The sequence below is a fragment of the Embleya sp. NPDC008237 genome (assembly GCF_042956465.1).
Lineage (GTDB): Bacteria > Actinomycetota > Actinomycetes > Streptomycetales > Streptomycetaceae > Embleya.
Genome location: NZ_JBIBGL010000017.1, coordinates 182,099 through 193,930, shown reverse-complemented (window position 1 = coordinate 193,930; position 11,832 = coordinate 182,099). Strand labels below are relative to the sequence as shown.

Here is an 11,832-nt window from a genome sequence, read left to right as displayed (position 1 = left end):
ACATCCACTTGTGCGGTACCAGAAGAGCATCTATAGTACCAGAACTGTTACCAGCACCTCATGCTGGTCCGCGGTGGAACGGCGGTGGCGCTCTTGGCGCCGCTCGGATCGCTGACGACCCCCGCAAGGATCTGCGTCGACGTGCTCTTCATCGTCGGAAGGACCTGTCAATGACCGACACCCCATCGGTGTACGTGGTGACCGGAGGTGCCGGCGGACTCGGCGGCGCCACGGCGAAGCTCTTGGCGGAGCGCGACGTGTCCGTCGTGGTGACCGACCTGGTCGACGCCGACGAGAGCGAGTTGCGCGCGCGGCTCGGTGAGCGCGTGACGTTCGTCCGCGGCGACGTCTGCTCGGAGAGCGACCTCGGCCAGGTGCTCGACCACGCCTGCGAACGCGGCACGATCCGCGGGCTGGTCCACTGTCCGGGGAAGGGCTTCCCCTGCAGGATCGTGGACCGTGCCGGGACGCCATTCCCGCTGGACCGGTTCGAGACCGCCCTGAGGCTGAATCTGGTGGGCACCTTCAACGCCCTGCGGCTGACGGCCGCACGCATGGCCGCGAACGACCCCGACGAAGGCGAACGCGGGTCGATCGTGATGACCGCGTCGGTCGCCGCCTGGGACGGGCAAGTCGGACAGATCGCCTACGCCGCCGCGAAGTCCGGCGTCGTCGGCATGACCCTGTGCGCCGCTCGTGACCTCGCCGACCTCGGCATCCGCGTCAACACCATCGCTCCTGGCATCTTCGATACCCCGCTGCTGGCCCGGTTCTCCCAGGACATCCGCGACGGCCTCGCGGAATCGGTCACCTTCCCGAAGCGCCTCGGTGACCCGGAGGAGTACGCCTCGCTCGCCGACCAGCTACTCCACAACCGCTACCTGAACGGCGAGGTCATCCGCCTCGACGGCGGCATCCGGATGGCGCCCCGATGAGCGCCGCCGGCGCCCCGGTCTTGTTCGAGGAGACCGACGGTGTCGCGACGATCACCCTCAACCGTCCCGCCGTGCGCAACGCCGTCGACGCCTCGATGGCGGGAGCTCTCGCCGAGATCGTCGACCACCTGGACGATCGCAGCGACCTCCGCGCAGCCATCCTCACCGGTACCGGCGGCAGCTTCTGCTCGGGCATGGACCTGAAGGCCTTCGTCCGTGGCGAGAAGTCCTCGATCCCGGGCCGCGGGTTCGCCGGATTCACCGCCCGCCCTCCTGCCATCCCCGTGATAGCCGCCGTCGAAGGTGCCGCCGTCGCCGGCGGCTGCGAGCTCGTGCTCGCCTGCGACCTGGTTGTCGCGGCCGAGTCCGCACGCTTCGGGGTGCCAGAGGTCAAGCGCGGACTGGTCGCCGTAGGCGGCGCCCTCCTCAAGCTGCCGTCGAGGATCCCGTACCAGGTCGCAATGGAGTGGATCCTGACCGGCGACATGGTCGGCGCTCGTCGCGCCCACGAGGTGGGGCTGGTCAACGCGGTGGCACCCGACGGTGAGGCACTGGCGGTCGCCCGGCGTTTGGCAGACCGCGTCGCCGCCAACGGCCCGCTGGCGCTTCGCGCCAGCAAGCAGATCGTCGCGGCGTCGTCCTCGTGGAGCCACGAAGAGGCGTACGAGCGTCAGCTCGAGATAGCGCGCCCGGTGACGGAGTCGGCGGACGCCCGGGAGGGCGCCCGTGCCTTTGCCGAGAAGCGAAGCCCCGTGTGGAGCGGTCGATGAGCGCGGGGCCGCTGGACGGCGTGCGTGTCGTCGAGCTCGGCGGGATCGGACCGGCGCCGTTCGCGTGCATGATGCTCGCCGACCTCGGCGCCGACGTCATCAGGATCGACCGGCCGGGAGCCGAGCTCCACCCGGTGATGCACCGCAATCGCCGCTCGATCGCGCTCGATCTCAAGTCTCCGGAGGGCCGCGCGATCGCGATGCGGCTGATCGCGGCCGGCGACGTCGCCATCGAGGGCTTCCGCCCAGGGGTGGCCGAACGCTTGGGCCTTGGGCCTGACGACGTCTCCCGCGAGGCGCCGCACGTCGTGTATGGCCGGATGACCGGTTGGGGACAGGACGGTCCCTGGGCACAGCTTCCCGGGCACGACATCAACTACATCGCCCTGACCGGCGCCCTCCATGCGATCGGCCCCGCCGACGGGGACCCAGTGGTGCCACTCAACCTCATTGGCGACTTCGGCGGTGGCGGCATGCTGTTGGCCTACGGCGTCCTCGCGGCCGTCGTCAGCGCTCGCACCACAGGGCGAGGGCAGGTCGTCGACGCCGCGATGATCGACGGCTCGGCGGCCCTCATGGCGATGCTCCACGGGTACCTCGCGGAGGGGCGATGGGTCGACGAGCGTGGGGTGAACCACCTCGACGGCGGCGCTCCCTACTACCGGACGTACGCGTGCAGCGATGGTCGGCACGTGGCGGTCGGCTGCATCGAGCCGCAGTTCTACGCGAGCCTGCTCGAGGGGCTTGACCTGGGCGACGACCCGGACTTCGCGGCCCAGGACGATCGCTCGCGATGGCCGTCCATGGCGCACCGCCTGCAGGCGATCTTCGGTTCGAGGCCGCGTGATGAGTGGGCCGAAGTGTTCGCCACGAGCTCGGCCTGCGTCACCCCGGTCCTGTCGATCGGTGAAGCGCCACTGCACCCGCACCACGTCGAACGGCAGACCTATACCTCGCTCGGCGACGGTCACATGGCGCGACCCGTGCCGCGCTTCGCAGGAACACCTGCCGCCGAGCCACGCCCGGCACCCGTGGTCGGCAGCGACGGCTTGGCGCTGCTGGGGGAGCTCGGCCTCGAGCCAGCCGAGATCCGGAGTCATCTTGAGGCGGGGGTGGTCGTGCTGCCGCCGAGCGCCACCGACGAGAGGGGACCGAGGTGACGACGGCGCGCGAGCTCGTGGCTCGTCACGTGTTCGACGGCATGACGATCGCCGTCGGGGGTTTCGGCCTCTGTGGCAACCCGTTCGACCTGATCGAGGCGGTCCGTGACTCGGGCGTGACCGACCTGACGATCGTCTCCAACAACATGGGTACCGACGGCAAGGGCCTCGGCGTGCTCCTGGAGGGTCGGCAGGTCCGCAAGGTCGTGGCGTCCTACGTCGGTGAGAACCGCCGATTCGCCCAGCAATACCTCGACGGGCAGCTTGAGATCGAGTTCACCCCACAGGGCACCCTGGCCGAACGGCTCCGCGCGGGCGGGGCGGGGATTCCCGCCTTCTACACCCCGACCGGAGCCCACACGATCGTCGCCGAGGGCAAGCCGACCACACAGATGGGCGGCCGTACCGTGATCCTGGAGCACGCGATCGTCGCGGACCTCGCACTCGTGCGCGCCCACCACGCGGACGCGGCGGGCAACTTGACGTACCGAATGACAGCGCGGAACTTCAATCCCGTCGTCGCCACTGCGGGGCGGGTCACGCTCGCGGAGGTCGACCGGGTGGTGGAGGGGTACCTCGACCCCGACCTCGTGCAGACGCCGGGGATCTACGTCGACGAGGTGATCGTCGCGTCGGCGCGAGCGCCGGAGATCGAGCAACGGACGACGCGGCCGCGGCAGTCCGAAGGAGGCGCCCATGTGGAGGCGTGAGCAGATGGCCGCCGTCGCGGCGCGCGAGCTGGTCGACGGCGCATATGTCAATCTCGGGATCGGCATTCCGACGTTGGTGGCGAATCACGTGCCGGCGGGCATCCGGGTGACCCTGCAAAGCGAGAACGGCATGCTGGGCATGGGGAAGTTCCCGCTCGAGAGCGACGAGGACGCCGACCTCATCAACGCCGGTAAGCAGACGGTCACGATCGAGCCGGGTGGCAGCTTCTTCGGGTCCGACCAGTCCTTCGCGATGATTCGCGGCGGCCACATCGACCTGGCGATCCTCGGGGCCATGCAGGTGTCGGGGTCGGGCGACCTCGCCAACTGGACGATCCCCGGTGTGCTCGTCAAGGGCATGGGCGGGGCGATGGACCTCGTGGCGGGAGCCCGGCGGGTCGTCGTCCTGACCGACCACACGACGAAGGACGGCCGGCCGAAGATCGTCGAGACCTGCGACCTGCCCCTGACCGGCCGCAGTGTCGTGAACCGGGTCGTCACCGACCTGGCCGTCTTCGACGTGACGCAGGCAGGTCTGGCGCTGGTCGAGCTCGCCCCCGAGGTGACGCTGGAGGAGGTCCGCGACCGCACGGGCTGCCGGTTCGACGATCTCCGAGAGGGTACGGCGCACGGCATCGACTGACGGTGCAGCCGCCCGACCACGACTCCAGGCCCAGGAAGCGGTATCGTTCGCGACCTCGGAGTACCGTGAATCGGGCCGGCGCAGTCCCGGCGACGACGCAGTGAAGTGAGGTGGACCATGCCAGACGTCAGGTCGAACACCCTTTCCGGGCGGCAGTCCGACGTACTCAACGCCCTTGAGGAGGCCTTCCTCGCTGAGGGCTTCCGCCATCTCACGATCGGTGACATGGCCGCCCTCGCTCGCACCTCCCGCCGCACGATCTATCACCTGGGGCAGAGCAAGGACGAGGTCGTGGTCGGCGTCGTCGACCGCTACTTCAACTCGATGGGCAAGGAGGCGCTGCGCCGCGCCCACGACACAGCGAATGTGCACGACCAGATCGAGGCCTACCTGTCAGCCTCCGTTGAGCGCAATCGTCGAGCCAGCCGTCAGTTCGTGCACGACGTCGAGAACTATCTGCCTACGAGCCACGTCTACGACCGCCATCAGGAGATCGCGATTCGTGAGCTGGAGACCATCGTGCGAAAGGCGATGGAGCGGGGAGAGGTCACCGGGGGGTCGCCGGCCTTGTGGGCCGAGATGCTCGGCGCCGTGATCCGTCATCTGCGGAACCCCGATGTGCTCGATCGGGTGGGCGCCACCCGCGGCGACGCACTCGAGTTGTTCGGGCGGTTCTGCCGCCGCGGCCTGGCCTGAGCTTGACTCCGCCGGGGATCTTGGATGTCCGGACTCGACTATCGAGGGTGCGCCAGGACTTCGGCCCGGGAATCTCGTTCTCATCCAGGAAGGCCTGGAAGGCAGCCGGCGGTCTCGGTGGCGAGGCTTCCTCGGTCACTGACCGGCCGCTGAGGCGTTCGGTGTTCACGGCGATGGCCGTGAGTACGTGTTGCGGGTGGGCTTTCGGCTGTCCTCGGTAGCGGCAGCGGCGCATGCCGGGTCCGTGGGCGAACTCGTTGTGGTGCCTTCCATTCCGGAGCGAACCGCGTAGCGCGCCTTCCACTCGGGTGTCTGCTGCTCGCTGCGGACGCGGACGTGCAGGAGTTCTCGCGGAGGAAGCCCACCTTCCGGGCGCTCTCGCGGGAGCCGGCGCACCGCGTGCCGGCCCCGGCCGACCTGGCCTCGGGGGCAGGTGACCCGTCGGCGGTCGAAGGCGGTCGGCGTGGCCGTCCCGGGCCGGGCGTTCGCGGAAGTCGGCGAGCACACTGTGGTGGAAGCCGGGATCGTCCGGTTCCAGGGCCAGGGCGTGTGAAGTCGATGCGGCATCGGACCGCTTCCGCTATCTGACGGTCCGACAGACCGAGCAGGAACTGCACTACACACGCCTGGCCGGTTGGGCGGGCGAGGTGCCGGGGCGTCGTCGCGCGGGTATCCGCCCGCGAAGTCCTCGTCGCATCACAGTCCGTCCAGCCGGTCTCTCACCCACATCGCCGTCGTTCGGATTGCTCGCGCGCGATCTGCGCGGTCAGAGACGGGACTTGCCCACCGGATCGGGGACGAGCGAACTCCGACATCCCCGGCAGAGTAAAGCTGAGCCGTGATCGTGTGGCCGCTGGACAGGCGGCACCGGCAGGGACTGAACGGCATGGGACCGCATTTGATGTAGCCGCCCTGCCGCCCTGCCGCCGTGGTCCGGCCGTGTGACGCTCCTGTTGCCGTCCTCGAAGGACCGCCGAGGGCAAGGTTCGATGATGACCTTGACCGGTACCAAAGGTGCGCTTACGATACCGAACACAGTACCTAATGTGGGCTGGGTCACTCGATCGATCGTGATCGTCAGCGCAGTTCCGTAGCCGCCGGGCCGCTCCCCCGAGCGACTCGTGTGGTCATCGAACTGCCGCAGGACGGCGCGGACACCTGGTCTGCGCCGACGTGAAGCTGAGGGAGGAGAAGGTATGACGAGAACTCGCATCGCGGCGGTGTGCGGGGCGCTGCTGGCGCTCACGCTGTCGGCGTGTGGCAGCTCGTCGTCTCGCGGTCCCACCGGGTCGACCAGCGACGACGTCATCAAGCAGGCGAAGGCCTCGACGGAGCAGGCGTTCGCAGGCACCGATCGTGCCCTGCCGACCGGCGGTCCCAAGGCGCAGGCAGGCAAGACCGTGTGGGCGCTCGCTTGCAGCACCCAGGCGGCCGGCTGCGTTGTGCCGGCCCAAGGATTCGTCGACGCCTCGAAGGCGCTCGGGTGGGACGTCAAGCTGGTCGACGGGAAGGCCGACCCGGCGGTCTACAACTCCCAACTGCGGGCCGCTGCGGCTGCGCACGTCGATGCCGTTGCCTTGTTCGGCGTCGATTGCTCCGTGGTCAAGGCCTCGATCGAGGTGGTGCATACAGCCGGCGTCAAGGTCTACGGCGGCAACGCGCTCGACTGCGACGACAAGTCCAGCGACGGTGGCAAGCCCCTGTTCGACGAGCACCTACGGTTCAACCGGAGCCTGATCTCGTACGAGGACTACATGAGCACCTTCGTCGGCCCCACGATCGCCGACTGGGCGATCGCCAAGACCGACGGCACGGCGGAGGTCGTCCTGATGCGCCAGGACGACAATGCCACCCTCCGGATGGTCGGAGACGCCCAGGCCGGCCGCCTCGCCAAGTGCGACGGATGCGTGGTCCATGAGGTGACGTTCACTTCTGTCGACCTGTTCGGCGGGAAGCTTCAGGGCAAGGCCGCCGCCGCGCTCCAGCAGTTCCCGAACGCGGACGTCGTCATGGTTCCCGCCGACTCGGCAATCACCCTCGGAGTGGGGGCGGCTGTCAACCAAGCGCGCCAGGGCGGGCGCAAGGACCTGCTGCTCGCGGGCAACGAGGGTGTTGCCTCGTCGATCACCCTGATTCGCAACGGGACGCAGTCCTACGCGGTCGGCCGGCCGCTCACCTGGACCGGCTGGGCTGCGGCGGACGGCCTGAACCGGCTCTTCGCCGGCGAAAAGCCGGTCGATTCGGGCATGGGCATCGGCAGCATGGACGCCGAGCACCTCCCCCGCGGCGACGTGTACGACGGCAACCCGGCATCGTCGGGCTACCGAGAGAACTACAAGAAGATCTGGGGAGTGACCTGAGTGGTCGACGCCACCTCCGGGAGACGGGCGAGCGCTTTGGGGATCGCCCGCCTCTCCAAGAGCTTCCCCGGCACGCGAGCCCTCGCGGACGTGAGCCTCTCGGTCGACCCCGGCCACTTCCACGCACTCGTAGGCGGCAACGGCTCAGGAAAGTCCACGCTCATCAAGATCCTCGCCGGCGTCTACAGCGCCGACCGGGGTGGGTCGCTCCACCTGGGTGACGCGAGCTTCGACGTCGAGCAGCTGACGCCGCGCTGGTCCCGGGAGGCAGGCATCAGGTTCGTCCACCAGGACCTCGGCCTGTTCCCGGAGCTGACCGTGACAGAGAACGTCCTCGCCGGCAGTCCGTTCCCCCGACGGCTCGGCGGCATCGACTGGTCCGAGGCACGCCGATCGGTCCAACGACTGCTGGACGCGCTCGAGATCCCCGTCCGCGCGCGGTCTCTCGTGCGTGACCTGCGACCTGCCGACCAGACGCTCATCGCGGTGGCGCGCTGCCTGCGCGACCGCGACTCCGGCGGCGTCGGTTTGCTCGTCCTGGACGAGCCGACGACGCGCCTGCCCGCCGACGAGGTGGACGGCCTGCTTCAGCGGCTGAGTGCCTACAGCAGTCGGGGCCAGAGCATCCTCTACGTCACGCACCGGCTCGACGAGGTTCTCGGCTACGCCGACACCGTGACGGTGCTGCGCGACGGCCGCCACGTCGACACCCGCCCCGCGGCCCAGCACGATCGCGAGAGTCTGGTGGCGCACATAGCAGGACACGCGCCCGCGGAGCGACAGCGCCGGCCGCGGACTTCCTTCGGACCAGCCGTGCTCTCGGTCGAAGGCCTGCGGGGTGGTCCCTTGGAGAACGTCACCTTCGATATCCGCGCCGGGGAGGTCGTGGCCCTGGCCGGGTTGGTCGGCAGCGGCCGGACCAGCGTGATGCAGAACGTCATGGGAGCGGTCAAGCCGCGGGGAGGCTCGGTCTCAGTGCGCGGCCGACGGCTCCGGTCCGGGCACGTCGCCGAGGCGATCTCGCGTGGCCTCGCGCTCGTCCCCGAGGAGCGGGCGCGCGACGGTGCGTTCCTGTCCCTGTCGGTGACCGAGAACCTCTCGGCGTCGACGATCCGTCGGTACCGGCGCGGCGGCTGGTTGCGACGCACCGACGAGCGCAGGGATGCCGAGCGCGACATCGACACTTACGGCATCAAGGGAACGGCGGACGCACCGATCGCTCGGTTGTCGGGCGGGAACCAGCAGAAGGCCGTGATGGCGCGGGCGATGAGGTCCGCCCCGGTCGTCCTGCTCCTGGACGAGCCGACGCAGGGGGTCGACGTCGGTGCACGGGCCGACATCCACGCCCGGATCGACGCAGCCGTCGCCGGCGGTGCGGGAGTGCTCCTTGCGACGTCCGACCTCGATGAGTTGCTCCATCTCGCCGACCGGGTGCTCGTGCTTGCCGACGGCCGCATCACAAGCGAGGCATCGGGGCCGGATATCACCCGCACATGGATCTTCGACAACGTCTACCAGCACGAAAAGGAGGCATCGACATGACATCCCAGGACGTCCGTACCACCCTCGAGATGCCGACCGAGAAGCCACCCGCCGAGGACAACGCCGTGACGACGACGAATGGATGGCGCCCGTTGCTCCTGCGCCTGACCGAGCGTTTCGGACTCGTGATGCTGCTGCTGGGCGTCGCGATCTACTTCACCGTCGATCCCGCCACGTCGGCGACGTTCCCCACGGTGTCGAATCTCCGCAACATCGTGGCCAACGAGTCGGTGCTGATCCTGGCGGCGCTCGCCGCCCTGATCCCCTTGGTGGCGCATCGCTTCGACCTCTCGGTAGGAGCGATCGTGGCACTGACGTCGATCGCCGCGGCGAAGGCGACCACCTCGATGGAGCTGCCGATCCTCGTCGGCGTGGTCATCGCCGTGACGATCGGTGCGCTGGTCGGGCTGGCGAACGGGATCCTCATCGCGTACTTCCGGGCCAACTCGCTCGTCATCACCCTCGGCATGGCCACCCTGCTCGGGGGCGTGGCGTCGGCGTGGTCCGGCCATCAGACCATCGTCGGCGTCCCCGTGACCCTCACGAACTTCGGCAACGGCCTGTGGTTCGGCGTTCCGCGGCCGGTGTACCTCGTCATCGTGGCCGCACTGGCGGTGTCCTTCCTCCTCGGGCTGACGCTCTTCGGGCGGCGTCTGTTGTCGGTGGGCGTCAACGAGACGGCGGCACACCTCGTGGGCCTGCCGGTCCAGCGCACGGTCGCCCTGGCCTTCGTCGCCTCGGGCGCGCTTGCCGGCCTTGCGGGTGCTCTGCTCCTCGCCCGGACCGGGAGCGCGGCCTCCGGGGTCGGGGTGGGCTACCTGCTTCCGGCGCTCGCTGCGATCTTCCTGGGGTCGACCACCATCCGCCCGGGGCGCTATACCGTCGCGGGCACTCTCGTCGGCGTGTTCTTCGTCGCCATCAGCATCAACGGCTTGACCCTCGCAGGAGCGGCCGACTGGGTCGAGCCCGCGTTCAACGGCGCCGCCGTCATCGTCGCGGTAGCGGTCTCCTCGCTGCTGACCCACCGTCGCCTGACGGGTGCGTCGCGATGATCGCCTCATACGAGCTCGACGCGGAGGAGACCGCGATCGTCGCCGTGGTCCGCAACTGGGTCGACCGCAAGGTCAAACCCGTGGTCCGGGAGCTGGAGCACGCCGACACCTACCCCGAGAAGCTCATCGACCAGATGAAGCAGATGGGCATCTACGGCCTGGTCATCCCCGAGCCGTGGAACGACGCCGGGGTGAGCACGCCGTGCTACGCCGCGGTCACCGAGGAACTCGCCCGCGGATGGATGAGCCTCGCCGGTGCGATGGGCGGCCACAGCGTCGTGGCGAAGCTCCTGATCGACCACGGCACACAGGAGCAGAAGGACCACTACCTGCCACGCATGGCGACCGGTGAGGTCCGCGCGACGATGGCGCTGACCGAGCCGGGAGGGGGTTCTGACCTGCAGGCCATGCGCACGACGGCCCGCAAGGAGGGCGACGACTACGTCGTCGACGGCTCCAAGACCTGGATCACGAACGCGCGGCGCTCCCAGCTCGTGGCGCTCCTGTGTCGCACAGACCCGGACGCGGAGCCCGTGCACCGGGGCATCAGCATCCTGCTGATCGAAAAGGGTCCGGGCTTCGAGGTCTCCCGTGATCTGCCGAAGCTCGGCTACAAGGGAGTCGAGAGCTGCGAGCTCTCCTTCGACGGATACCGCACCCGGCAGAGCAGCCTGCTCGGGATCCAGGAGGGCCAAGGGTTCGCGCAGATGATGCGTGGTCTCGAGATCGGTCGCATCCAGGTTGCCTCGCGTGCGCTGGGCGTCGGCGCCGCGGCCCTTGAGGACGCGCTGCGCTACAGCCGGCAGCGCGAGAGCTTCGGCAAGCAAATCTGGGAGCACCAGTCGATCGGCAACTACCTGGCCGACATGGCCACGCAGCTGACCGCAGCCCGTCAGCTCGTGCAGTACGCAGCACGGCGCTTCGACTCCGGTGAGCGCTCCGACATGGAGGCCGGCATGGCCAAGCTCTTCGCATCCGAGGTGGCCATGAAGATCGCCCTCGACGCGGTGCGCATCCACGGCGGTTACGGCTACTCCACCGAGTACGACGTGGAGCGGTACTTCCGCGACGCGCCGCTCATGATCGTCGGCGAGGGTACCAACGAGATCCAGAAGAACGTCATCGCCCGCCAACTCGTCAAACGGAACCCGGCCTGATGGGCGCGAGCAACTGCACGTGGTTGTTCGTCCCCGCCACGACCCCACAGCGGTTCGCCGGCGCCGCGGCCTCGGGTGCGGACGCCGTGATCCTCGACCTCGAGGACGCCGTCGGTGTCGATGCCAAGGACTCGGCCCGTGGGTCGGCTGCGGCGTGGCTCGCGAACGGAGGCCGGGCCTGGGTGCGGGTCAACGCGACCGGCACGCCATGGCACGACGACGACGTCGCGGCACTCACCGGGCTGCCCGGCGTGCTGGGTCTCGTGGTGCCGAAGGCCGAGGACCCGGTGGCGCTCACGGAGCTGGCCGGACGTCTGCCGGCCGGGCGGGATTTGGTCGCGCTCGTGGAGTCCGCACTGGGCGTCCACCGGTCCGTGGAGATTGCCGAGGCCCCCGGCGTGGAGCGGCTGGCGTTCGGCTCGCTCGACTTCGCGGTCGACGTGCGGGCCGAGCACGTCGACGACGCGCTGCTGCTGGCGCGCAGCACCCTCGTGCTCGCCTCCCGCGTCGCGGGGCTGCCCGCACCGATCGACGGCGTCACGACCTCGGTCCGCGACACCGACCTCGTCGCCGCAGAGGCCCGACGGTCCCGCACGCTCGGGTTCGGCGGGAAGCTCTGCATCCATCCTGCCCAACTGGAGGCGGTGGCGCGGGTGTTCGCGCCGACCGCAGAGCAGCTGGCGTGGGCTCGCGGCGTCGTCGAGGCAGCCGCGGCCGCAGGTGGAGGCGTGGTCGCCGGTCCTGACGGTCACATGATCGACAAGCCCGTGATCGATCGCGCCCGCGCGATCCTGCGGGACTGAGCAG

General features: G+C 69.3%; 11 protein-coding genes. All 11 read left to right on the top strand.

What is annotated here, in order from left to right:
* The first annotated feature begins 170 nt into the window (after positions 1 to 170).
* The 11 genes from ACFZBU_RS36340 (at position 171) to ACFZBU_RS36290 (ending at position 11,828) form a co-directional block, all read left to right on the top strand.
* Positions 171 to 935, top strand: a complete 765-nt coding sequence (locus ACFZBU_RS36340) for an SDR family oxidoreductase (RefSeq protein ID WP_391588005.1) — start codon at positions 171 to 173, stop codon at positions 933 to 935.
* Positions 932 to 1,705: a crotonase/enoyl-CoA hydratase family protein gene (locus tag ACFZBU_RS36335; protein ID WP_391588004.1), complete on the top strand. Its 774-nt coding sequence runs from the start codon at positions 932 to 934 to the stop codon at positions 1,703 to 1,705. Before ACFZBU_RS36340 ends, ACFZBU_RS36335 begins: the two co-directional genes overlap by 4 nt.
* On the top strand, positions 1,702 to 2,865 hold the full coding sequence (locus ACFZBU_RS36330; RefSeq protein ID WP_391588003.1) for a CaiB/BaiF CoA transferase family protein: 1,164 nt from the start codon (positions 1,702 to 1,704) through the stop codon (positions 2,863 to 2,865). The genes ACFZBU_RS36335 and ACFZBU_RS36330 overlap by 4 nt, the downstream gene beginning before the upstream one ends.
* A complete protein-coding gene (locus ACFZBU_RS36325) occupies positions 2,862 to 3,575 on the top strand; it encodes a CoA transferase subunit A (protein WP_391588002.1) in 714 nt (237 codons plus the stop codon). The genes ACFZBU_RS36330 and ACFZBU_RS36325 overlap by 4 nt, the downstream gene beginning before the upstream one ends.
* A gap of 4 nt (positions 3,576 to 3,579) precedes the next feature.
* On the top strand, positions 3,580 to 4,218 hold the full coding sequence (locus tag ACFZBU_RS36320; protein ID WP_391588001.1) for a 3-oxoacid CoA-transferase subunit B: 639 nt from the start codon (positions 3,580 to 3,582) through the stop codon (positions 4,216 to 4,218).
* 117 nt (positions 4,219 to 4,335) lie between these two features.
* Positions 4,336 to 4,914 (top strand): TetR/AcrR family transcriptional regulator, encoded by a 579-nt coding sequence (locus ACFZBU_RS36315; RefSeq protein ID WP_391588000.1) that lies wholly within the window; start codon positions 4,336 to 4,338, stop codon positions 4,912 to 4,914.
* Positions 4,915 to 6,110: 1,196 nt separating this feature from the next.
* Positions 6,111 to 7,274, top strand: coding sequence for a substrate-binding domain-containing protein (locus ACFZBU_RS36310; RefSeq protein WP_391587999.1), 1,164 nt, complete (start codon positions 6,111 to 6,113; stop codon positions 7,272 to 7,274).
* Positions 7,275 to 8,816, top strand: coding sequence for a sugar ABC transporter ATP-binding protein (locus ACFZBU_RS36305; protein ID WP_391587998.1), 1,542 nt, complete (start codon positions 7,275 to 7,277; stop codon positions 8,814 to 8,816).
* Complete coding sequence (locus ACFZBU_RS36300) at positions 8,813 to 9,868, top strand: ABC transporter permease (RefSeq protein WP_391587997.1); 1,056 nt, start codon at positions 8,813 to 8,815, stop codon at positions 9,866 to 9,868. Before ACFZBU_RS36305 ends, ACFZBU_RS36300 begins: the two co-directional genes overlap by 4 nt.
* Positions 9,865 to 11,025 carry an acyl-CoA dehydrogenase family protein gene (locus tag ACFZBU_RS36295; RefSeq protein WP_391587996.1) on the top strand — a complete coding sequence of 387 codons (1,161 nt, stop codon included), beginning with the start codon at positions 9,865 to 9,867 and terminating at the stop codon, positions 11,023 to 11,025. The genes ACFZBU_RS36300 and ACFZBU_RS36295 overlap by 4 nt, the downstream gene beginning before the upstream one ends.
* Positions 11,025 to 11,828 (top strand): HpcH/HpaI aldolase/citrate lyase family protein, encoded by an 804-nt coding sequence (locus tag ACFZBU_RS36290; protein WP_391587995.1) that lies wholly within the window; start codon positions 11,025 to 11,027, stop codon positions 11,826 to 11,828. Before ACFZBU_RS36295 ends, ACFZBU_RS36290 begins: the two co-directional genes overlap by 1 nt.
* Positions 11,829 to 11,832: the final 4 nt, after the last annotated feature.

Excerpts from the sequence above, each read along its gene's own strand:
- ACFZBU_RS36340 (WP_391588005.1), top strand. The coding sequence starts at position 171 with ATGACCGACACCCCATCGGTGTACGTGGTGACCGGAGGTGCCGGCGGA.
- ACFZBU_RS36335 (WP_391588004.1), top strand. The coding sequence starts at position 932 with ATGAGCGCCGCCGGCGCCCCGGTCTTGTTCGAGGAGACCGACGGTGTC.
- ACFZBU_RS36330 (WP_391588003.1), top strand. The coding sequence starts at position 1,702 with ATGAGCGCGGGGCCGCTGGACGGCGTGCGTGTCGTCGAGCTCGGCGGG.
- ACFZBU_RS36320 (WP_391588001.1), top strand. The coding sequence starts at position 3,580 with ATGGCCGCCGTCGCGGCGCGCGAGCTGGTCGACGGCGCATATGTCAAT.
- ACFZBU_RS36315 (WP_391588000.1), top strand. The coding sequence starts at position 4,336 with ATGCCAGACGTCAGGTCGAACACCCTTTCCGGGCGGCAGTCCGACGTA.
- ACFZBU_RS36310 (WP_391587999.1), top strand. The coding sequence starts at position 6,111 with ATGACGAGAACTCGCATCGCGGCGGTGTGCGGGGCGCTGCTGGCGCTC.
- ACFZBU_RS36300 (WP_391587997.1), top strand. The coding sequence starts at position 8,813 with ATGACATCCCAGGACGTCCGTACCACCCTCGAGATGCCGACCGAGAAG.
- ACFZBU_RS36295 (WP_391587996.1), top strand. The coding sequence starts at position 9,865 with ATGATCGCCTCATACGAGCTCGACGCGGAGGAGACCGCGATCGTCGCC.
- ACFZBU_RS36290 (WP_391587995.1), top strand. The coding sequence starts at position 11,025 with ATGGGCGCGAGCAACTGCACGTGGTTGTTCGTCCCCGCCACGACCCCA.